The following is a 20,831-nucleotide window of genomic DNA, read 5'->3' on the forward strand; positions in this document are numbered from 1 at the left end:
GGTTGGTCTGGCGGGAGGATCCCGCGTCAGGTCTGGTGTTGCTTGTGGTGCTGAATGACTTCAGCGATGATGAAATTGAGGAATTTCTTGGCGAATTCCGGGTCGAGGTCGGCGCGGTGCGCCAGGTCTTCGAGCCGTGCGATCTGTTGCGCCTCGCGGGCGGGATCGGACGGGGGAAGGTCGTGTTCGGCCTTGAGCGCACCCACGGCCTGGGTGTGTTTGAACCGCTCGCCCAGGGTGTAGACGAGGATGGCATCGAGACGGTCGATGCTTTCGCGGTGCCCTTTCAGCAGGGCCGCGGCGCGGGAGGTGTCGGCGTCAGTCAATGGGCATCCCCTTCGGTTTGAAGAGCGGGTCGCGGTAGTGGCCGATTTCCAGCTCGATCCCGTCGCGGATCTGGCCGGATTTCAGGGTGGCGGGCGACGGGTGGCGGTAGACCGCATCGGAGCCGTCGATGCTGGGGGCATCGTGGTCCTTGGTGCAGCCCAGCCGTTCGGCCAGACGGATCGAGTCGAGATTCTTGGGGTCGATATAGCTGACCGCGCCATCCCAGCCGGCGGTGATGAAGAGGTAATCCCTGACCTTGTGCGTGGCTTCGAGCGCGTACCCCTTGCCGGCCTTGTCGGGCCAGATGATCCAGGCGATTTCGCGTTCCGGCCACTTGGCGGGGAACCAGCCGCCGGCCATGCCCACGGTCTCGCCGGTGTCGCGCAGGTGGATCATCCACATGCCGTAGCCGCGGATTTCCCAATGGCCGATCTCGGCGGCGTAGAGCATCCACGCCTCGTAGGGGTTGAGCGGGCCGCCCATGAAGCGTGAGCGGTAGGAGGCGAAGGTCGCCTTGAAGTCCGGATAATCCGCCGCCTCGGGGCCGCGCAGGACGAGGCGCCCGGTTTCCAGCACAGGGATGTCGCGGTGTCCCATCTCAGGCCTCCGCCGGCTGGGATGCGGACCGGGCCACGCGGGGGTGGCGCCAGACCTGGCAGGGGGTGCCGACCACGGTGCCGTCGCGCTCGTGCTTGGCGCCGAGGCGGTCTGCGAGACGAAGCGAGCGGGTGTTCGTGGCGTCGATATAGGAGATGACGCCGTCGAGGCCGAAGTGGCGTGCGGCGTGGTCGCGGGCGGCGAGGGCGGCCTGGTAGGCGTATCCCTTGCCTTCGAACCCGTCGTAGATGTGCCAGCCCAGTTCGGGTTCGTCCCAGCCATCGTTCAGGATCATGCCGACGCGGCCTGCGACACTGCCCGTGGCGCGATGTTCGATCATCCACATGCCGTAGCCGCGCAGGGCCCAGTGGCCGATACCGGCCATGAAAGCGCGCCAGCTGTCCCAGCGGGTGTGCGGGCCGCCGACATAGGCCGCGCGGTCGGACGTGCCGAAGGCGGCGAAGGCCTCGAAATCGGCCTCGTCATAGCCGCGCAGGATCAGATCCTCGGTCTCGATGACGGGAATGTCGACGGTGATCTTCATGCGTAGGCCTCGGGGGAGCCGTCGGCGTCGCAGTCGAGACCCAGTTCGGACGGGCCGGGGTGGCGATAGAGGTAATCCTCGCCCATCTCGACGTTGTTGTAGGTCTTTTCGTACCGCGCGCCGAGGCGTTCGGCCAGCGCGATGGAACGCGTGTTGCCGGGCACAATGTTGGAGGTGAGCGTGGTCAAGCCCAGGTCCTGATACGCCCAGCGGCGGGCGCGTTCGGCGCCCTCATAGGCGATGCCGCGGCCCTCGAACCCGTCATAGACGACCCAGCCGAGTTCCGGCTCGGGCCAGCCTTCGGGCGCCCAGATGCCGGTGATGCCGCAGGGCTGGCCGGTGGCCTTCCACTCCATGGTGAAATAGCCGAAACCGTGCAGCGCCCAGTGGCCGATGGACATGGCGAACCAGCGCCAGGCGCGGGACATGTTCTTTTCCGTGCCGAACCCCCAGGAGCGGTCCCGGTCCAGCAGGAACCCGGCCAGCGGTTCGAAATCGCTCGCCTCCGGCCCGCGGAGGACGAGGCGGTCGGTCTCGATCCGGGGGATGTCGAGGCGCAGGGTCATGCGGCACCTTCCGACAAATCGCACAGCCGGGCGGCGCTGCCGCGCGCCGAGGCGGGCAGAGAATGGACCGCGTATGTGAGCCGAGCGAAAGACATGGCGTTATTTCTTTTTCCCAAAGCCGGAGAGACCGGGGGGCAGACCGCCGCCGCCGCCCATGCCGGGAAAGCCGCCGCCGGGCATCCCCTTGCCCATCTGCTTGGCGGCTTTTTCGAGCGCTTTGGGGTCCATGCCCTGGGCCATGTCCTCGGGCGAGGGGCTGCCTTTGCCGAACATGCCTTTCATGGCCTGTTTCAGCATCCCGCCCTTGCCCATCTTCTTCATCATGTCGCCCATCTGGCGCTGCATTTTCAGAAGCTTGTTGAGCTCGGAGACTTCCAGCCCCGCGCCTTGCGCGATGCGTTTCTTGCGGCTGGCCTGGAGGAGCTTGGGGTTGGCGCGTTCCTTTTTGGTCATGGAATTGACCAGCGCGATCTGGTGGGCGATGACCTTGTCGTCGATGCCCGCGCCTTCCATCTGCTTGGCCATCTTGCCCATGCCGGGCATCATGCCCATCACGCCTTCCATGCCGCCCATCTTCTGCATCTGTTCGAGCTGCATCTTGAGGTCGTTCATGTTGAACTGACCTTTCTGGAAGCGGCGCATCATCTTTTCGGCTTGTTCGGCCTCGATGGTTTGCTGCGCTTTCTCGACGAGGGAGACGATGTCGCCCATGCCCAAGATGCGGCCTGCGATGCGCTCGGGCTCGAAGGTTTCGATGGCGTCCATCTTTTCGCCGAGGCCGACGAAGCGGATCGGCTTGCCGGTTACGGCGCGCATCGACAAGGCGGCACCGCCGCGACCGTCGCCGTCCATCCGGGTGAGGACCACGCCGGACACGCCGATCTTGTCGTCGAATTCGGTCGCGACGTTGACGGCGTCTTGCCCGGTCAGGCCGTCGACCACCAGAAGCGTCTCGCGCGGGTTGGCGACGTCGCGCACCGCCGCCGCCTGAGCGATCAGTTCCTGGTCGATATGCAGGCGCCCGGCGGTGTCGAGCATGTAGACGTCGTAGCCGCCCAGGCCGGCTTGCGTCTTGGCGCGCTTGGCGATGGTGACCGGATCCTCGCCCTTGACGATGGGGAGCGTGTCGACGCCGATCTGGCGGCCGAGGATTTCGAGCTGTTCCATGGCCGCGGGGCGGTTGACGTCGAGCGAGGCCATCAGCACGCGCTTGCCCTCGCGGTCCTTGAGGCGCTTGGCGAGCTTGGCGGTGGTGGTGGTTTTACCGGACCCTTGCAGGCCGACCATCAGGATCGGCGCAGGCGGGTTGTCGATTTTCAGCGCGCCGGGGTCCTCGGAGCCGGTGAGCGTGTCGACGAGCGCGTCGTGGACGATCTTGACGACCTGCTGGCCCGGGGTGACCGAGCGGGTGACGGCCTGTCCGGTGGCCTGGTCCTGCACGCGTTTGACGAAGTCGCGGGCGACGGGCAGGGACACGTCTGCTTCCAAGAGGGCGACGCGGACCTCGCGCAGGGCGGTCTTGACGTCCTCTTCGGATAGGGCGCCCTGTTTGGTCAGCCGGTCGAAGACGCCGGAGAGACGTTCGGAAAGATTTTCAAACATGCCTCGGCCTCCTTCGCCGGTTTCTGTCATGCCGTCCCAACATAGGGATGACGGTTCAAACGATAAACGCCCCCCCGCATTCAAACGAGAAGCGCCCCCACGGGCGACACTCGCTGGTGGGGGGCGATCCCGGGCTGCGCCCAAGGGACCGGAAGAGCGCTGTCTTCCGTGATGTTGGGCGGCTGATAGGCCTTTGCGGGGGCCGAGTCAATAAGGTGGTGCGGTGTCGTGGCGATGCCGGCGCTGATGCAGGACCGCCACCGCTCGAGGCCGGGTGACGTCATGGACGTGTAAGGCGTTGGCAGGGTGAGGCGCGCGAGGCTAGACTGCGCGCATTGCTTAAGGGGATTTTGCGATGGAAGCGCTGGTTCTTATCTTTGCGGAGATCATCCTGGCGTGCATGGCGCCGGTGATCGCCATTCTGGGCGCCATCGTGGGGGCGGTGATCGAGGGGATATTGCTGCTGTTCGGTGGGGTGTTCGCGGAATGGGTTCAGGCCCGGCGGGCGCGGCGCGCCTCGGCCAAGGGCAAGTCGTCGCCGCCGCGCAAGCCGCTGATCCCGCGCAAGGTGGTGCACTGGGTGGCCGGTGGCAGCGCGGTGCTGGGCGTGCTGGGTGTTGTGGCGACCTACGTTTTCTTCCAGCCGATCCTGCGATTGGTGATCGAGACCGCCAGCGAGAAGGCGGGGATGAGCGTGGAGTATGCCGAAGCCAGCGGATCGCTTCTGGGGGGGCATGTGGTGCTGAACGGGCTGGAAATGGCGCGGGCGCACGAGACCGGGCTGGCCTTTGACTTGGCGGTGGCGCGGGCGGAGGCGGATGTGGACCTGTGGAGCCTGCTGAGCGACACGCCGCGGCTGGAGCTGGGGCAGGTGGAGGGGGTGGAAGGGTATGTGATTCCGCCGCTTCCCAGGGAGGAGGCGGCGGGCGAGGAGCGCGGTCTGCCCAAGCCGCGCCGGGCGTTCAAGGCCGACAGGCTGGCGGTCGAGGGTGTCGACGTGGAGATCCGGCCGCGCGGGACCGAGCCCTACACGCTGGCGATCGAGACCGGGGAGGTGGCGCCGTTTCGCAGCGGGCTGGCGTTGTTCGATCTGTTGTTTCGGTCGAACCTGACCGCCGAGGTGGCGGGGCAGCCGCTGGTGGTGGAAACGCGCGAGATCACCGAGCAGGGGCGCGAGACGCGCTGGGCCTTCGAAGACGTGGACGCGGCACAGCTGAAGCGGCTGGTGCCGCGCGCGCCGCTGACATGGATCGAGACGGGCCGCGCGACGGTGATGGTCGAGGACCGCTGGAGCCTGTCGGAGGATTTCGTCGACATGAACTGGCGCCTGGCGGCGCGGGACATGGCGGTGAGTGTGCCCGAGGGCGCGGCGCGGACCGAGCGGATGCTGGCCGGGGGCCTGGGCAAGCTGGTGGCGGCGCAGGGTGGCAACGCGGAGTTTCGCTATCAGTTGCAGCTGGATGCCGAGGAAATGGCGCGGCTGCGCGAGGGGGATATCGACCTCTTTTGGGACACGGTGCTGGCAGGGGTGATGAAAGGCGGAATCGTGCGCGAGGACCAAGAGTCCGAAGCGCCCCAAGAGCCTGAAGAGCACACGGAGGACAAGCCGGGGGCTATTGACAGGCTGAAGTCGTTCTTCGAGAAGGACGACCCGGCGGACTAGCCGTCCGTGTCTGTTCAAGGAGCCTTTGAATATGGTCGATGCCTCGTCCACCTTTCAGGACAGTTTGCCGGTGAGTTCCGATGATCTGCTGGCGCAGATGCGCGAGGCGGGTGTCGAGTTCGAGCTATACGAGCATATCCCGCTGCGCACGGTCGAAGACGCAAAGACGGTGCAGGGCGCGATAGTGCCTGATGGGCCGGGACGGGTGAACATGAAGAATTTCTACCTGCGGGACCGCAAGAAGCGGAACCACCTCGTGGTGCTGGAGCAGGACCGGGAGGTGGATCTGAAGGCGCTGGGCGCGCAGATGGGGGTTGCGGGGCTGTCCTTCGGCTCGGCCGAGCGATTGATGGAGTTTCTTGGCGTGCGGCCCGGGGCGGTGAGCCCGCTGGCGATGGTCAATGGCGCGCAGGCCGGCGTGCAGCTGTGGATGGACGCTTTGGTGAGGGACGCGGAATTCGTCCATGCGCATCCGCTGGTCAATGACCGGACGGTGGCGATGCGGCCCGGGGACCTGGTTGCGCTGTTGGACGGGTGGGGCGCGGATGTTTCCTGGCTGGAGCTTTAGGGCCGGCGGCGGGATTTGAGTTTTTTGGGAACAGTGAAACCGGGGCGGTGCGCGCAATCTCAACCGCTTGGTTGAATATGCGGAATCCGGTTTTTGAGCCCTTGGAAGGGCTGCGGCGGAGCGGCGCAGATTGGTAAATCTCTGATTTATCAATGGCTTGAGGTGGTCCGCCCCGCGCTTGACTCGGGCGCGGGCGCGGCTTAGCAACGGCGCAACGGTTCCGGAGGGGCAAACGTGGACGATCCTGACCGACGCGAGCGGCTGAAGCGGCTTGAAGACAGGATCAACGCGCTGAAGGGCGTGGACGCGCCGAAGCCCCACATGGAGAACCACTATTCCCAGGCGCAGCTGGCCTGGCGGATGGTGATCGAGCTTGTGGCCGGTCTGGGGATCGGTTTCGGCATGGGGTACGGGTTGGATTACCTGTTCGGGACGATCCCGATCTTCCTTGTGCTTTTTACATTGCTGGGCCTGGCGGCGGGCATCAAGACGATGATGCGCAGCGCCAACGAGATCCAGCTGAAGAACGCGGCGGAAACGCTGGAAGATGAGCGAGCCCGCGAGGGTGACGACAAGAGGATGACAGATGGCCACTGAAGCGCATGGCGAAAGCGAAGGGCTGGTTTTCCACCCGATGGATCAGTTCATCATCAAGCCGCTGACCGGGGACGGCCCGGTGGGCCTGTTCACGATCACCAACGCGACGCTGTGGATGGCGCTGACCTGTCTGGCGGTGTTCGCGCTGATGGTGCTGGGCACGTCCGCACGGTCGGTCATTCCGGGGCGCATCCAGTCGGTCGCGGAACTCGCCTATGGGTTCATCCGCAAGATGGTCGAGGACGTGGCTGGCAAGGACGCGCTGCCGTACTTCCCCTATATCATGACGCTGTTCATGTTCATCGTGTTCGCCAACTTCCTTGGGCTTATCCCCGGGTCATTCACCTCGACCAGCCACATCGGCGTGACCGCCGTTATGGCGATGATGGTGTTCATCGGCGTCACCGTGCTGGGCTTCGTCAAGAACGGCGCGGGTTTCCTGAGCCTTTTCTGGATCAGCTCGGCGCCGCTGGTGCTGCGGCCGATCCTGGCGCTGATCGAGGTGATTTCCTACTTCGTGCGTCCGGTCAGCCACTCGATCCGTCTTGCCGGCAACATGATGGCGGGCCACGCCGTGATGAAAGTGTTTGCCGCCTTCGCGCCGCTGGTGCTGATCTCGACCGGGGTGGGCCTTGTGGTGACGCCGCTGTCGATCCTGGCAATCACGGCGGTCTACGGGCTGGAGGTGCTGGTGTCATTCATCCAGGCCTACGTGTTCACAATCCTGACCTGCGTGTACCTCAAGGACGCGCTGCACCCGCATCACTAGGAGACGCGTGGGCTTTCGCCCACCCTACGCGGCGCGTGCGCCGCATCACTCGAACAACAGATCACTGAATTCCATCGTAAGGAGAAAAGACATGGAAGGCGATATCGCACAAATGGGTCAATTCATCGGCGCGGGCCTTGCGTCTGTCGGCATGGGCGGCGCGGCCGTCGGTGTGGGCAACGTGGTCGGCAACTACCTGGCCGGTGCCCTGCGCAACCCCTCGGCCGCCGGTGGCCAGACCGCGACCATGTTCATCGGTATCGCGTTCGCGGAAGCACTGGGGATCTTCTCGTTCCTCGTCGCGCTTCTGCTGATGTTCGCCGTCTAAGCCAGACGGGTATGATCCTTACGGGCCGGGGCGGCGGAGCAAGACGCCCGTCTCCCGGCGTCCGTGAGGGGCACCCGACCGGCCCTTTGCCACGTCCGGCGTGCGGGCCTGGCGATACGACACGAACATTGAGCCTTGCGCGGCCCCGGTGCCGGACATCGTCCGGAAAACCTGTTAGAAGGGGAGTGGCGCAACAAGGAGAACGCAGATGGCGACCGATACCCTAGGAGAAGGTGCAGCCAGCGCTTGCGTGGACGCAGGCGGTGGGGCGATTGGCCTTCCGCAGCTTTGCCCGGACTGGATGGGCAACCAGATCGTCTGGCTGGTCATTGCGCTGATCGTGATCTTCTTCATCCTGTCGCGCATCGCGCTGCCGCGGATCGCCGCGGTGCTGGCCGAGCGGCAGGGGACGATCACCAACGACCTAGCCGCGGCGGAAGATTTGAAAGAGAAAGCCTCGGACGCCGAGGACGCCTATAACAAGGCGCTGGCAGATGCCCGTGCGCAAGCGCAGGAGATCATCGCCGAGGCCAAGGCGGAGATCAACGCGGAGCTGGAAGAGGCCACCCAGAAGGCCGATGCCGAGATCGCGGCCAAGGCCGCCGAAGGCGAGAAGGCCATCGCGGATATCCGGGCGAACGCCATGGAAAGCGTCAAGGAAGTGGCCAAGGACACCGCCAAGGAGCTTGTCGCCGCGATGGGCGTCAAGGCCGATGCGCGGACCGTCACATCCGCCGTCAATTCCCGGCTGAAAGGGTAAGCGCCATGAAACAGTTGATCGCAACCCTGACCGCAATGGTCGCTGCCAGCCCCGCGCTGGCCGCGACCGGGCCGTTCTTTTCGCTGGGCAACACCGATTTCGTGGTGATGCTGGCCTTCATCCTGTTCATCGCGCTGCTGGTCTACCTGAAGGTGCCCGGCAAGATCGGCGAGATGCTGGACAAGCGGGCCAACGGCATAAAGTCGGAACTGGACGAGGCGCGCGCCCTGCGCGAGGAGGCACAGACCCTGCTGGCCAGCTATGAGCGCAAGCAGAAAGAAGTGCAGGACCAGGCCGACCGGATCGTGGCCCATGCCAAGACCGAAGCGGCCGAGGCCGCCGAGCAGGCCAAGAAGGACCTTGAGCAATCCATCAAGCGCCGGATCAAGGCCGCCGAGGAGCAGATCGCCTCGGCCGAGGCCAGCGCCGTGAAGGACGTACGCGACCAGGCGATTGCCGTGGCCGTGGCGGCCGCCAAGGAAGTGGTCGCCAAGACCATGACCGAAGAGGACAACAGCAAGCTGATCGATGACTCGATTGCGCAGGTCGACGCCAAGCTGCACTGACCGCGCGACCAGACCAGTACGCGAAAGGCCCGGGATCGGAAACGACCTGGGCCTTTTTGTTTGGTGCCCGGCGATGGGTGCAAAAGAAAATGCCCGCGCGGTGGCGCGGGCATTCTTGTCAAATTCTGTTGATCGGAGCGTTTAGCGGCGGATGCCGAGACGCTTGATCAGGTCCTGGTAGCGCGCTTCGTCCTTGCCCTTGAGGTAGTCCAGCAGCTTGCGGCGCTGGGCGACCATTTTCAGAAGGCCACGGCGGCCGTGGTTGTCCTTCTTGTGGGTCTTGAAGTGCTCGGTCAGGGTGGAAATGCGCGAGGTGAGGATCGCAACCTGAACTTCGGGCGAGCCGGTGTCGCCTTCCTTGGTCGCGAAATCTTTCAGCACCTTGGCTTTTTCTTCGACAGTGATCGACATCGGGGTCTCCTTTGGTTGAAGGGTGAAGGGCACGAGCCGGGATGTCGTCCAGCAAGGTCCTGTGGAGATACCTGCCGTTTCAGCGGCAGATGCGGGCGTATAGGAGATTCTGGCGCGGATGGGAAGAGGGTTTTGCCGTGGCTGGGCGGATCAGCCGGCGGTCTGGGGGATCAGGGTGATGTGCGCCAGCGTCAGGGCGGCGTCGCTGGTCACCTCGGCCACGACATCGCCGTCGAGAAGGACGCGGTGCAGGCCGGTCACATCGGGGTCCTGATCGATTGTGACATCCGGGGTGGTGTTGTCTGTATCGTCGTAGAGCAGCACGAGATTGTCCTCGGCAGTGTTGAAATCGACGATCCGGCCCTGATGTTCGGCATCGAGCCAGTCGCGCAGGATGAAGCTGTCGGCGCCATTGCCGCCGGTGGCGATGTCGCCCGCGCCCAGCGCGATCTGGTCGTCGCCGGCGCCGCCGTTCAGGTAATCCTGGTCATCTTCGGGCGCGGTGCCTTCGGCGGCGATGCCGCTGAGGTGATCGTTTCCATCGCCGCCAAAGAGCGTATCGGCCCCGGCGCCGCCATCGAGCGTGTCGTCGTCGAGATAGCCGTGCAGCGCATCGTCGCCGTCGCCGCCGGACAGGGTGTCGTTGCCTTCGCCCCCCACGAGGGTGTCGTTGCCGTCGCCGCCGTCGAGCACGTCGATTCCATTGTGGCCCAGGACGCTGTCGTTGCCGCCGCCGCCGGAGACGGTGTCGTCGCCGGCCTCGCCCTGCAGGGTGTCGTTGCCGTTCTCGCCGGAGACGCTGTCATTCCCGTCACTGCCGCGTGCGACATCGTCGCCATCGCCGGCCAGAATAGTGTCGTTGCCGTCCAGCCCGTCGAGAAATTCGTTTATGGCCGTGCCGGACAGCGTGTCTGCCACGGTGGTGCCGCGCGAGACGCCGTAGTCGTCCCCCTCGGGGTCGTCGGCGGCATCGTCGGGCGCGGTGGCGATGTCGAGAATGGAACTGCTGTTGTTCGTCATATCGGGCTGGTCGCTGTCGCCGGGTGTGGTGACGTCGTCGCGCGCATTTTCCGTGGAAAGCTCTTCGAACCCCCACATTGCCGCGGTGCTAACGGCCACCATACCGATCAGACCTGCAAGGAAAAGCATTGCAAAAGACCCACGAAAACCCCCGGCTGACAAAGCCACAATCACGGCAATTTTTCAATTCAAACCGCGTGCCATGGTTAACGGTCCACCGGCTCATCCATTGGCACGACGACGTTAAACGAAGGTTAAGGCAGGGTTAATTTTCGGTTGCCGGAGATGGAGTTTCTCAGGTCGTGCGCCCGGGCGCGTGCACTTCGTACCCCGGTTCTTCGGGTTCGTCATCGACCATTTGGGCGGGGAAGCCCGGCGCTGTGATGTCGAGGCCCGTGGCCTCTTCCAGCCGGCGGATGATGTCGTCTGATTGCGCCCGCATTCCGTAGCGGCGGATGCCGTCCTCGAAGATCGAGATCATCAGGGGCGAGATTTCCAGCGGCACGCCGGCGCGGTCGGCGATGGCCTGGAACAGACCGATATCCTTTTTCACCAGGTCCATGGTGAAGTTGATGTCGCGCGAGCCATTCAGAATGACTTGGCTTTCGGTTTCGTGCACGAAGGAGGTGCCGGAACTGATCGCGATGGCCTGATAGGTGGTGGCAAGGTCCATGCCGGCGGCTTTCATGGTCACCAGCGCCTCGCACAGGGTGAGCAGGTTTGCGGTGGCCAGGTAGTTCGTCATGACCTTGAGCACCGAGGCACTGCCCAGATCGCCGGTGTGCAGGATGCGGCGGCCCATGGTTTTCAGAAGCGGCAGGATACGCTCGAACGTGGCGCGGTCGCAGCCGGCGAAGATCGAGATATTGCCGGTGTCGGCGCGGTGGCAGCCGCCGGAGACGGGACAGTCGACGGCCGCGCCGCCGGCGGCGATAACCTGCGCGCCCAGGCGTTTGACCTCGGCCTCGTCGGTGGTGGACATTTCCACCCAGATCTTGCCGGGGCCGACATGGGGCAGCATCTGGCGCAGCACCGCGTCCGAGGCGGCGGGCGAGGGCAGGCAGGTGATGACGGCCTCACAGTCCTGCATCATCTGCGCCGGGCTGTCGGCGGCCTGCGCGCCGCGCGCGGTGAAGCCCGCCACAAGGTCGGGATTGAGGTCATGCACCGTGAGGTCGATGCCGTTGCGCAAGAGCGAGCCCGCAAGCTTGCCGCCGACATTGCCGAGCCCGATGAAGCCGGTTTTCATGGTTAATGCCTTCCCCCGTGTTTTTCCGGATGGTGCGGGGCGAACGCGTCGGGGTCTGCTCTGTCCGCGACAGGCGAGAGGCGGGGAGCGCCCTAAAGGCGGCGCAGGGTGTCGCCGTAGGTGAGCGTGGGTTCCAGCACGATTCGCGACGGCACGCCCGGGCCGTCTGTGCCAGCGGCCCGGGCCACGATAAGTTCGGCGGCGCGGCGGCCGATTTCCTGGCGGCAGGAATCCATCGTCGCCAGCTCGCGCGGCAGGCCCTTGATCAGGTCCACGCCGTTGAAGCCTGCAAGGCCCACCTGGCCGGGAATGTCGATGCCCTGCTCGGTCAGATAAAGCAGGCCGCCCGCGCCGATCAGGTCGTTGGAGTAATAGATGAAGTCCAGATCGGGGCTGCGGGCCAGCACGTCGCGGGTCATCTCGCGCCCCTTCTTGAGAGCCGAGCCGCCGGAATAGAACTCGCGGTCCTCGATCTCGATCCCGGCTTTGGCGAGGGTTTCGGTGAAGCCTTCGAACCGTTTGCGGGCGCGGTGGTCGAGCGGCATCTTGGTGCCGAGAAAGGCGATGCGGCGATACCCGGCCTTGATGATCGCCTTGGCCATCTGCGACCCGGCGCGGCGGTGCGAGATGCCGACGACCGAGTCGATCGCGGTGCCGTCCGTGTCCATGATCTCGACCACCGGAATGCCGGAGGCGCGGAGCATTGCGCGCGCCGCGTCGGAATGTTCCATCCCGGCGATGATCACGCCCGAGGGGCGCCACGAGAGCATTTCGTAGAGGACCTTTTCCTCTTTCTCGGGGCGGTAGCCGGTGACGCCGACCACGGGTTGCAGCTCGGTTTCGTCGAGGGCTTCGGAGATGCCGGTCATGACCTCGGGGAAGACCATGTTGGACATTGAGGGAATGATGACGGCGACCAGATTGACCCGCTGGCTGGCCAGCGCCCCGGCGATCTTGTTGGGCACGTAGCCCAGTGTCTTGGCGGCGGCGAGGACACGGCTGCGGGTGGTGTCGGACACGTCGCCGCGATTGCGCAAGACGCGGCTGACGGTCATCTCGGACACGCCCGAAGCCTCGGACACGTCGCGAAGCGTGAGCGGGCGGTTATCCTGTGACGTCATGGCGCGGGGCGTTCCTGTCAGGGGGTGCGCCGATTCTAGCCGAACCGGCGTCACCGCTGCAAGCAGGGCTTACTCCGCCTCGGTTTCCGGGTCGGGGTCGGTCTGCGCCTCTGCGGAGGGATCCGGGGCTGGGGCAGATATGGGATCGAACGCGCCCACCGAGATATCCAGCAGAACCCACCGCCGGCCTTCGTTTACCAGCACCATGTCAAAGCTGAAATGTTGTGGCCGGGTCGGAAAGTACCCTGTGAGCCGCATCTGCTGACCCCCGGCGGCAATCTGGGCCTGGAGGATCTCGGGCTCGGTCACCAGGACCGGCAGCATGTCGAGACCGGCCTCACGCACCGGCGTGAAGAGCCCGGCAAGCCGGGTCGGATCGTTCGCGGCGGAAAACTCGGGCGCGGCATAGTCCCTCAAAACGGTATAGTTGCCCGTCCAGTTGCCGTGATTCACGGCCGTCATGATGTCGCGGATCAGCGCGACGGCAAAGCTGCGCTCGACCTGTTCCTGTGCGGCCGCATTTGCGGTCATGAGCACCACGGCGAAAAGCGCCGCAACGATCCGTTGCGACGCTCCCTTCAAGGCGAGATGTGTTGCCGTTACCAGGCCCATGTCACCCCGACACGTCCACCGGTCTGGTTGTTGTCGAAACCGTGGGCGAGACCGGCGTCGAACTGCACGGAATCGCTGGCGCGGAAGCCCATGTTGAGCGCGAAGGCGGTCTTGCCTTCGAAGGCGCCGACACCGGTGGACAATGCGAAGGTCCGGTCGCTGGGCACGTAGGGCGCATCGAGGGCCATCGCCATCGCGATACCTTCTTTGTTGTTCTCGATGCCACGCGCGTTCGACGCAATCCCACGGGAGTTGGCCGCAATCGATCCTGTATTGGCCTGGACCGCGCTGGTCAGCGCCGCCGTCGGCAGCGCGGAATTGTCGACGGCCAGGTTACCCGCGGCGTCCGTCGTCAGGTAGCCGACGACGGCACCCTGCGCCGCGGTGCTTTCTGCGGAGTTGATGCCGGGCGTGGTATAGGTGTTCTGCGCGTTGCCGAGGACGAACTGGTTGGCGTTGGTAGCTTGGGCCCCGTCACCGATTGCGACCGAGTTGGTGGCCGTGGCTGCTGCGAGGTTGCCGAAGGACAAAGACCGCTCCCCGGACGCGACGGCCCCTTCGCCGACCGCCGTGGACCGCACGCCGCTCGCACTGGCAAGGTGTCCGAACGCCTGTGCCCGCTCTGCCGTTGCCATGGCCTGCCAACCCATCGCCGTGGCGCCGGGGCCGGTTGCGACGGTTTCTCCGCCGACCGCGGTGGTCGAGGGGCCGGTGGCCTGCGAGGTGTCACCGAAGGCAATCGAATCGACGCCGTTCGCGATGGCCTCGTTGCCGATGGCGGTGGCGTTGTCGCTTTGCGCGTCGGCGTTTTCACCAACCGCGAGGCTGCGGACGCCCTGCGCGGTTGCCAGGTGTCCGAAGGCCTGCGCGCGTTCCGCCGTGGCCTGGCTCTGTCAGCCGATGGCGGTGGCGCCGGGGCCGGTGGCTACGGTTTCGCCGCCGACTGCGGTGGTGGAGGGGCCGGTGGCCTGCGAGGTGTCACCGAAGGCAATCGAATCGACGCCGTTCGCGATGGCCTCGTTGCCGATGGCGGTGGCATTGTCGCTCTGGGCGTCGGCGTTTTCACCAACCGCGAGGCTGCGGACACCCTGTGCGGTTGCCAGATGGCCGAAGGCCTGCGCGCGTTCCGCGGTGGCCTGGCTCTGCCAGCCGATGGCGGTGGTGCCGGGGCCGGTCGCGACGGTCTCGCCGCCGACTGCGGTGGTCGAGGGTCCGGTGGCCTGCGAGGTGTCACCGAAGGCGATCGAGTCGACGCCGTTCGCGATGGCCTCGTTGCCGATGGCGGTGGCATTGTCGCTCTGCGCATCGGCGTTTTCACCAACCGCGAGGCTGCGGACGCCCTGCGCGGTTGCCAGATGGCCGAAGGCCTGCGCGCGTTCCGCCGTGGCCTCGCTTTGCCAGCCGATGGCGGTGGCGCCGGGGCCGGTGGCTACGGTTTCGCCGCCGACTGCGGTGGTGGAGGGGCCGGTTGCTGCCGCTTCGGACCCGATGGCGATGCCGTCGGTCGACGTGGCGTCGGTCACCGACTGATCCCCGATGGCGACCGAGAAATCACCGTTCGAGGTGCTGTTTTCGCCGCATTCGACGCTGTTGGTGCCAGCGCCGGTGTTGCAGGGTGCGGTTGTGTCTGCCAACGCCGCGTGGCTGCCGGCGAGGACAAAGACGATAGCCGTGCCGCTGCGCAGCAGCGCACGGCGTGGGGATTGTGTGATGGAGAACATGAGACCCTAACCTTGGTTAAACTGATACTTTGACCGAAACACTCTCGGCACTATTAGGATATGCGCCAAAGAGGCATTGAGTAAAACTATTCTTCCATTTTTCTTGATGTCTGCGCGCGCAGGCGCAATCCGAGAGACGTTTCATCCTCTTCGTGACACGCGCGGGCGACTGAATTATGAACGCCACAGCGGCCCCGTGGCTCAACTGGATAGAGCAGCCCCCTCCTAAGGGGCAGGTTGCAGGTTCGAATCCTGCCGGGGTCGCCAGGTTTCCGCGTATAACGTCAGAATTTGGTCAGGCCGGGGCGCTTGCCGATTGTGATGTGGTCTATCTCCTCGTTGCGCAAGCCGAGGATCAGGGCCGGGATCATCAGGAACACCAGGCAGAAGATCGGCAGCCCCACGACGGTGATGACCTGTTGCAGGGCGGTGAGGCCGGCGTCGCCGGCGAGGACGATCAGCATCGTGGCCACCAGCCCTTCGGAGACGCCCCAGAAGACGCGCTGGCGAGTCGGGCCAGGATCTGGAGAGCCGGTGCAGAGCATGTCGACCACCAGCGAGGCGGAGTCCGACGAGGTTGCGAAGAAAATCGCGACCACGAGCACGGCGATACCCTGTACGAGGTCGGCGAAGGGGAAGTTTTCGAAGAAGGCGAACATGGCAAGCGGCACGGATTCGGCCACCGCATCGCTGAGTGCGCCGGCCTGGTCCCCCAGGGCATCGCGCGCGGCCGCGCCGATGCCGTCGATTTCCATCGCTTGCCAGCCGAAGATCGAGAACCAGATCAGAGTGAAGAGCGAGGGTGCCAGAAGCACGCCGAAGACGAACTCGCGGATCGTGCGGCCGCGCGAGATGCGGGCCACGAAAAGGCCGATGAAGGGCGACCACGTGACCGTCCAGGCCCAGTAGAAGACGGTCCAGCCGCCTTGCCAGCCCCAGCCGTCAGAATCGGGGCCGATATCGGCCAGCATGTCGTTCCAGAACGCGAGGCGCGGCAGGTTGCCGAGGTAGAGCCCGACGGTTTCGACCATGCCGCGCAGCAGGAAGAGTGTGGAGCCGCAGATCAGCACGAAGATCATCAGGCCCACGGCCATGCCGATGTTGATGTTCGACAGAAGCTTCACGCCCTTGTCGAGGCCGGCGACGATGGAGACGACAGCGACCGCTGTGAGAACCGCGAGGATCGCGACCTTGAGCATAACGCCGGAGTCCCAGCCGAAGAGTGCGGAAAGCCCGGCGGCGATCTGGGACGAGCCGAGGCCGAGCGAGACCGCGACGCCGAAGAGCGTGCCGAGAACAGCGGCGATGTCGATGGCCTTACCCAATGGACCGTAGATGCGGTCCTTGATCAGAGGGTAGAAAACGGAACTGACGCGCACGGGCAGGTCGTAGCGGTTGATGAAATAGGCGAACGCCAGCCCCGGCAGGGCGAAGATCGTCCAGGTGTGCAGGGCGAGGTGGTAGGTGGCGATGGAGATCGCGTCTTGCGCGGCCTCCTGGGAAAAGGGCTCGACCCCAGGCAATGGCGGGGTGGCGAAATGGCTCATGGGTTCGGCCACGCCCCAGAACATCAGAACGGTGCCGATGCCGCCGGCAAAGAGCATCGTGAACCACGACAGGTTTGTGTAGTCGGGGCGGGAGTCGCGCGGGCCGAGGCGGATGTGGCCGTGACGGCTCATGGCGGTCCAGATGAGGAAGCCGAGCCAGAGGTTCACGCCGAGAATGAAGAACCAGCCCAAGTGAGAGACGATCCAGGCGCGTCCGGCAGCGAAGGCGTCGCCGATGGGCTCGGGCGCGATGACCAATGCAAGGACAAAAACGAGGGTGAAGATGGCGGATACGGAAAAAATCACCGGATCGGTTTTCAGGCCCATCCGTTCAACCCACGTGGTCATATGACTGTCCCCCTCTGGACGTTTTTTGTTCTTGGACGTTAAGGTGTCGAACGCAGAGGGGGTGGGGTGAGTTCCACAACTTTTGGTAGCGCGGCAAGCGAAACACGCGGCCCAGGGCGCGGGCGGCGTCAGATCACGCGGATGACTTTCTTGTCGATCGCCAGCATGTAGCCGCGCCGCGCGATGTTCTTGACCAGCAGTTCCGAGACCATCTGGTTGCCGAGTGTGTCGCGCAGGCGCTTGATGCGGGTGGCTCCGGCGGCTTCCTCGCAGTCGTCGGCGGAGCGGCCCGAGATCACCGCCTCGATCTCGGCGCCCGAGAGCACGTCGTCGTCCATCCGCGCCTCGGCCAGAACGGCGAGTGTTTCCATTGCCGCATCGGTCAGCTTGAAGCCCATGTTGTTGAGGTAGACGGCGTTTTCCTCGCGGCTGATGAGCAGAGAACTGACCTGGATGCCGGAATGTTCGATCTGGGCGAGGCGGCGGTTCATGCCGACGAGCATCACCAGGAACACCAGCGCTGCCACCAGAAGCGCCGTGGCGAAGACCAGCAGCACCAAGATGAGCATTCGGTAGCTGCCCAGGGTTTCGGAAAAGGCCGTGCCGGAGAGGGCGAGGATTTCCAAGAGCTTGATTTCGGCATCCGAGGTGAGCGCGTCGTTCTCGGCGAAGATCTTTGCCACCTTGTCGTTGAAGGCGTTGGCGTCGGGCAGGGTGAGTACCAGAAGGATCGCGGCACCGACAAGGATGGTGACGATGGCCGCCACGCCAAAGAGCACGATCCGGTTGCCGGAGCGGCGGGTATCGGTGATGGAAGTGTCGAGATCCTGCACGTGCCGCCTTCCTCCTGACCTAGCCTTCGCGGACCGACAGGACCTTGAGCAAGGTCAGGCCCTGTCCGGCGAGGCGGGCGCCAAGCTGGGCGGTGGCGTTGGCCACGGTGCAGGGGCCGCTGACCTGCGCGACTTCGTAGATCAGCTCGAACGGGGTGTCGCGCTTGGCCTTGTATTCGGCATAGCAGGCGGCCTGGGCGGCGCCGGTCGTGGCCGCGGCAAGGCCGAGCGTCACGACGAGGGGAAGGAGTGTGCGTTTCATGGCGCCAAGATGCGCGTATCCCCGCCGCTATTCAATATCCGGTTGGCGGGAAACGGCCTTTTGCGCCGTGTTATCGGATAACAGGCGGGCGATATTGCCTGTCCGGGCGGGGTGGACCCATCCTTGGTGCATCGCCTGACCCGGGCCGACACGATGACGTCATGACCGGGAGAGGAGACCGATCAAAGCTGAATGCAGAGAAAGGATCTGACATGACACATCGGAATTTCATATCGATCATACTGGCCGCCGCGCTGGCGGTGACGGGGATGACAGCGGCCCCGGCACAGGCCGGAGACAGGGATGTCGGCAAATGGGTGGCCGGGGCGGTCGCCCTGGGGCTGATCGGTGCGGCCATCGCCGACCAGCGCCGCGACGACCGCGCGGTGACGCGCCACCAGGGCGGTCACGGGCCGCGGTTCAATGACGGGCATCGGCGCGGGCATGGCTGGTACGACAATCGCGGGAATCGGCGCGGGCATGACGGCTATGGCAATCGCGGGCGTCACGGCGAGCGGTTCGCGCTGCCGCAGCAGTGCCGCCGCGACGTGCGGGTCCGGGGCGGCGTGCTGCGCGGATATGGTCGGCACTGCCTGCTGAACACCTATCCCCGGTTCAACGCGCTGCCGCATCACTGTGCCGTGGAAACGCGCGGGAACGGCCGCCGTGGTGTCATCTATGGCAGCCAGTGCCTGGAGCGGTACGGGTTCCAAGCCGGCTACAACAGCCACAACAAGCGTAAGTAACAGGCCGGACTTACCCGGTCGAGCAGGGAGGGGAGGCGCCCGGTTTAAAGCATCCCGCGGGGCGCCTCCCTTCTTTTCCTTCCACCCGATCACGACTATCAGGGGCCCATGAGCATAACCGCGCATGGGCCCCATTTTCTGTTCGAGACCGAGGCGCTGGCCACCGGCGCGTTGCGCGTGGCCGGGGTGGACGAGGTGGGCCGTGGCCCGCTGGCCGGTCCGGTGACGGCGGCGGCGGTGATCTTGGATCCAAAGCGCATTCCCGAAGGCCTGAACGATTCCAAGGCGCTGACCGCTAAACGCCGAGCGGTGTTGCACGATGCGATCCTTGAGGTGGCCGAGGTGTCGGTGGCCCATGCCAGCGTCGCGGAGATCGACGAGATCAACATTCTGCGCGCGGCACAATTGGCGATGACGCGGGCGTTGGAGGGCCTTTCGCGCACGCCTTGTCTGGCGCTGGTCGACGGTAACCTTCTGCCGCGCGACATGCCCTGCGAAGGGCGCGCGATCGTGAAGGGCGACGCGGTGTGTTTGTCGATTTCGGCGGCCTCGATTGTGGCCAAAATAAGGCGCGACCGCATCATGTGGGCTTTGGCGCAACAGTATCCCGGCTATGGTTGGGAGACGAACGCGGGCTATGGCTCCAAAAGCCACATGGCGGCTTTGCAAAGTCTTGGTGTGACCCCACACCATAGACGTTCGTTCAAGCCGGTCCACAATATCTTGTATCAAGAAAAAAACGTAACCGACTGATTCAAAAAGAAATTGACCACGAATCGGCTTTGACTCATCCTTGGCCTCAACGACCAGAGCGCACAACAAGGCGCCGGGACAGAGGCAGAAAAGATGACGACAAAGACCAAGAAGGGCGTGGAAACGCTCCCGTTGAATACTGTCCTTGGTGGCGATTGTATCGAGGTCATGAACGGCCTGCCGGAAGGCAGCGTCGACCTGATTTTCGCCGACCCTCCTTACAATCTGCAATTGCGCGGCGACCTGCACCGGCCGGACAACAGCCAGGTGGATGCGGTCGATGACGCGTGGGACCAGTTCGCCAGTTTCGAGGTCTATGACCGCTTCACTCGCGACTGGCTGAAGGCCGCGCGGCGGCTCTTGAAGCCCAATGGCGCGATCTGGGTGATCGGGTCCTATCACAACATCTTTCGCGTCGGTGCGGCGTTGCAGGACGCGGGCTTCTGGATTTTGAATGACGTGGTGTGGCGCAAGTCGAATCCGATGCCGAATTTCCGGGGCAAGCGACTGACCAATGCGCATGAGACGCTGATCTGGGCCAGCCGCGACGAGGCGGCGAAATACACGTTCAACTACGAGGCGCTGAAATCGCTGAACGAGGGCATTCAGATGCGCAGCGACTGGGTGCTGCCGATTTGCACCGGCCACGAGCGGCTGAAGGACGAGCATGGCGACAAGGCGCATCCGACGCAGAAGCCTGAGAGCCTGCTGCATCGCGTGTTGCTGGGCACGACCAACCCCGGCGACGTGGTGCTGGACCCGTTCTTTGGCACCGGCACAACGGGTGCGGTGGCCAGGATGTTGGGGCGCGAGTTCATCGGGATCGAGCGCGAGGCGGCCTATCGCAAGGTGGCTGAGAAACGGCTGGCATCGGTTCGCAAGTATGACCGCGCGGCGTTGGAGGTCAGTACCAGCAAGCGTGCCGAGCCGCGCGTGCCGTTCGGGCAGCTGATCGAGCGGGGGATGCTGCGCCCGGGTGAGGAACTGTTGAGCATGAACGGACGTCACAAGGCCAAGCTGCGCGCCGATGGCACGCTGGTGGGCGACGACGTCAAGGGATCGATCCACCAGGTCGGCGCCGCGCTGGAAGGTGCACCCAGCTGCAATGGCTGGACCTACTGGTGCATCAAGCGCGATGGCAAACCCGTGTCCATCGACGTGTTTCGGCAGCAGATCCGGGCCGAGATGGCCGAGCGCGCCAACTAGAGGTTTCCCCAGAATTCAAGAACACCGCCGGTGCCTGTGGCCTGACACATGGCACTCACCTTGCCCCCGCCCCTGTTGGCGGGGGCTTTTTTACGCAAAAGTTTCTTGAGACGGT

Annotated in this window: 25 protein-coding genes and 1 tRNA gene; 11 read left to right on the plus strand and 15 right to left on the minus strand. The window is 64.8% G+C overall.

The features are described from left to right. Nucleotides 1–26 precede the first annotated feature (26 nt). The 5 genes from XM53_RS04385 to ffh form a co-directional block, all read right to left on the minus strand. The gene (locus XM53_RS04385) at nucleotides 27–326 is read right to left on the minus strand and encodes a chorismate mutase (RefSeq protein WP_057790679.1); all 300 of its coding nucleotides are present in this window, start codon (nucleotides 324–326) and stop codon (nucleotides 27–29) included. Further along, nucleotides 319–924 carry a GNAT family N-acetyltransferase gene (locus XM53_RS04390; protein WP_057790681.1) on the minus strand — a complete coding sequence of 202 codons (606 nt, stop codon included), beginning with the start codon at nucleotides 922–924 and terminating at the stop codon, nucleotides 319–321. The genes XM53_RS04385 and XM53_RS04390 overlap by 8 nt, the downstream gene beginning before the upstream one ends. 1 nt (nucleotide 925) lies before the next feature. Next, nucleotides 926–1,468, minus strand: a complete 543-nt coding sequence (locus tag XM53_RS04395) for a GNAT family N-acetyltransferase (RefSeq protein WP_057790683.1) — start codon at nucleotides 1,466–1,468, stop codon at nucleotides 926–928. Next, nucleotides 1,465–2,034 carry a GNAT family N-acetyltransferase gene (locus XM53_RS04400; protein WP_057790685.1) on the minus strand — a complete coding sequence of 190 codons (570 nt, stop codon included), beginning with the start codon at nucleotides 2,032–2,034 and terminating at the stop codon, nucleotides 1,465–1,467. Before XM53_RS04400 ends, XM53_RS04395 begins: the two co-directional genes overlap by 4 nt. A 99-nt stretch (nucleotides 2,035–2,133) precedes the next feature. Further along, nucleotides 2,134–3,636 (minus strand): signal recognition particle protein, encoded by a 1,503-nt coding sequence (ffh, locus tag XM53_RS04405; protein ID WP_057790687.1) that lies wholly within the window; start codon nucleotides 3,634–3,636, stop codon nucleotides 2,134–2,136. Between the two features lie 355 nt (nucleotides 3,637–3,991). Between ffh and XM53_RS04410 the strand changes: the two genes are divergently transcribed. The 7 genes from XM53_RS04410 to XM53_RS04440 all read left to right on the plus strand — a co-directional run bounded on the left by XM53_RS04410 (nucleotide 3,992) and on the right by XM53_RS04440 (nucleotide 8,887). After that, on the plus strand, nucleotides 3,992–5,299 hold the full coding sequence (locus tag XM53_RS04410; RefSeq protein WP_057790689.1) for an AsmA family protein: 1,308 nt from the start codon (nucleotides 3,992–3,994) through the stop codon (nucleotides 5,297–5,299). Between the two features lie 31 nt (nucleotides 5,300–5,330). Further along, nucleotides 5,331–5,867, plus strand: coding sequence for a prolyl-tRNA synthetase associated domain-containing protein (locus XM53_RS04415; protein WP_057790691.1), 537 nt, complete (start codon nucleotides 5,331–5,333; stop codon nucleotides 5,865–5,867). A gap of 234 nt (nucleotides 5,868–6,101) precedes the next feature. Next, nucleotides 6,102–6,464, plus strand: a complete 363-nt coding sequence (locus XM53_RS04420; RefSeq protein WP_057790693.1) for an AtpZ/AtpI family protein — start codon at nucleotides 6,102–6,104, stop codon at nucleotides 6,462–6,464. Further along, complete coding sequence (locus tag XM53_RS04425; protein WP_057790694.1) at nucleotides 6,454–7,233, plus strand: F0F1 ATP synthase subunit A; 780 nt, start codon at nucleotides 6,454–6,456, stop codon at nucleotides 7,231–7,233. Before XM53_RS04420 ends, XM53_RS04425 begins: the two co-directional genes overlap by 11 nt. A 91-nt stretch (nucleotides 7,234–7,324) precedes the next feature. After that, nucleotides 7,325–7,561, plus strand: a complete 237-nt coding sequence (locus XM53_RS04430) for a F0F1 ATP synthase subunit C (RefSeq protein ID WP_057790696.1) — start codon at nucleotides 7,325–7,327, stop codon at nucleotides 7,559–7,561. Nucleotides 7,562–7,769: 208 nt separating this feature from the next. Then, nucleotides 7,770–8,321 (plus strand): F0F1 ATP synthase subunit B', encoded by a 552-nt coding sequence (locus XM53_RS04435; RefSeq protein WP_057790698.1) that lies wholly within the window; start codon nucleotides 7,770–7,772, stop codon nucleotides 8,319–8,321. Between the two features lie 5 nt (nucleotides 8,322–8,326). Continuing rightward, nucleotides 8,327–8,887 carry a F0F1 ATP synthase subunit B gene (locus XM53_RS04440; protein ID WP_057790700.1) on the plus strand — a complete coding sequence of 187 codons (561 nt, stop codon included), beginning with the start codon at nucleotides 8,327–8,329 and terminating at the stop codon, nucleotides 8,885–8,887. A gap of 141 nt (nucleotides 8,888–9,028) precedes the next feature. Here the strand turns inward: XM53_RS04440 and rpsO are convergent, their stop codons facing one another. The 7 genes from rpsO to XM53_RS04475 form a co-directional block, all read right to left on the minus strand. Further along, nucleotides 9,029–9,298 carry a 30S ribosomal protein S15 gene (gene rpsO / locus XM53_RS04445; protein ID WP_057790702.1) on the minus strand — a complete coding sequence of 90 codons (270 nt, stop codon included), beginning with the start codon at nucleotides 9,296–9,298 and terminating at the stop codon, nucleotides 9,029–9,031. Nucleotides 9,299–9,448: 150 nt separating this feature from the next. Continuing rightward, the gene (locus tag XM53_RS04450; RefSeq protein WP_057790704.1) at nucleotides 9,449–10,447 is read right to left on the minus strand and encodes a calcium-binding protein; all 999 of its coding nucleotides are present in this window, start codon (nucleotides 10,445–10,447) and stop codon (nucleotides 9,449–9,451) included. Between the two features lie 166 nt (nucleotides 10,448–10,613). Next, nucleotides 10,614–11,567: an NAD(P)-dependent oxidoreductase gene (locus XM53_RS04455; protein ID WP_057790706.1), complete on the minus strand. Its 954-nt coding sequence runs from the start codon at nucleotides 11,565–11,567 to the stop codon at nucleotides 10,614–10,616. Between the two features lie 92 nt (nucleotides 11,568–11,659). Continuing rightward, nucleotides 11,660–12,688: a LacI family DNA-binding transcriptional regulator gene (locus XM53_RS04460; protein ID WP_057790707.1), complete on the minus strand. Its 1,029-nt coding sequence runs from the start codon at nucleotides 12,686–12,688 to the stop codon at nucleotides 11,660–11,662. Between the two features lie 69 nt (nucleotides 12,689–12,757). Further along, nucleotides 12,758–13,300 carry a hypothetical protein gene (locus tag XM53_RS04465; protein ID WP_057790710.1) on the minus strand — a complete coding sequence of 181 codons (543 nt, stop codon included), beginning with the start codon at nucleotides 13,298–13,300 and terminating at the stop codon, nucleotides 12,758–12,760. Next, on the minus strand, nucleotides 13,288–14,151 hold the full coding sequence (locus tag XM53_RS04470) for a YadA-like family protein (protein WP_328586660.1): 864 nt from the start codon (nucleotides 14,149–14,151) through the stop codon (nucleotides 13,288–13,290). The genes XM53_RS04465 and XM53_RS04470 overlap by 13 nt, the downstream gene beginning before the upstream one ends. A 42-nt stretch (nucleotides 14,152–14,193) precedes the next feature. Next, nucleotides 14,194–15,021, minus strand: a complete 828-nt coding sequence (locus XM53_RS04475) for a hypothetical protein (RefSeq protein ID WP_057790714.1) — start codon at nucleotides 15,019–15,021, stop codon at nucleotides 14,194–14,196. Between the two features lie 190 nt (nucleotides 15,022–15,211). Here XM53_RS04475 and XM53_RS04480 point away from each other — a divergent pair. Continuing rightward, a tRNA-Arg gene (locus XM53_RS04480) sits at nucleotides 15,212–15,288 on the plus strand. A 17-nt stretch (nucleotides 15,289–15,305) separates the two neighbouring features. Here the strand turns inward: XM53_RS04480 and XM53_RS04485 are convergent. The 3 genes from XM53_RS04485 to XM53_RS04495 all read right to left on the minus strand — a co-directional run bounded on the left by XM53_RS04485 (nucleotide 15,306) and on the right by XM53_RS04495 (nucleotide 18,011). Further along, nucleotides 15,306–16,916 (minus strand): BCCT family transporter, encoded by a 1,611-nt coding sequence (locus XM53_RS04485; RefSeq protein ID WP_057790716.1) that lies wholly within the window; start codon nucleotides 16,914–16,916, stop codon nucleotides 15,306–15,308. A 128-nt stretch (nucleotides 16,917–17,044) separates the two neighbouring features. Continuing rightward, entirely contained in the window at nucleotides 17,045–17,749 is a 705-nt protein-coding gene (locus XM53_RS04490; RefSeq protein ID WP_201455384.1) for a winged helix-turn-helix domain-containing protein, read from the minus strand. Between the two features lie 19 nt (nucleotides 17,750–17,768). Further along, a complete protein-coding gene (locus tag XM53_RS04495; RefSeq protein ID WP_057790719.1) occupies nucleotides 17,769–18,011 on the minus strand; it encodes a hypothetical protein in 243 nt (80 codons plus the stop codon). Between the two features lie 212 nt (nucleotides 18,012–18,223). Between XM53_RS04495 and XM53_RS04500 the strand changes: the two genes are divergently transcribed. From XM53_RS04500 to XM53_RS04510, 3 genes are all read left to right on the plus strand, one after another. Beyond that, complete coding sequence (locus XM53_RS04500) at nucleotides 18,224–18,757, plus strand: hypothetical protein (RefSeq protein ID WP_057790722.1); 534 nt, start codon at nucleotides 18,224–18,226, stop codon at nucleotides 18,755–18,757. A 108-nt stretch (nucleotides 18,758–18,865) separates the two neighbouring features. Next, entirely contained in the window at nucleotides 18,866–19,510 is a 645-nt protein-coding gene (locus XM53_RS04505; protein ID WP_057790724.1) for a ribonuclease HII, read from the plus strand. Between the two features lie 93 nt (nucleotides 19,511–19,603). Next, entirely contained in the window at nucleotides 19,604–20,716 is a 1,113-nt protein-coding gene (locus XM53_RS04510; RefSeq protein WP_057790726.1) for a site-specific DNA-methyltransferase, read from the plus strand. Nucleotides 20,717–20,831 lie beyond the last annotated feature (115 nt).

This window comes from Roseovarius atlanticus (assembly GCF_001441615.1).
GTDB classification, from domain to species: Bacteria; Pseudomonadota; Alphaproteobacteria; order Rhodobacterales; family Rhodobacteraceae; genus Roseovarius; species Roseovarius atlanticus.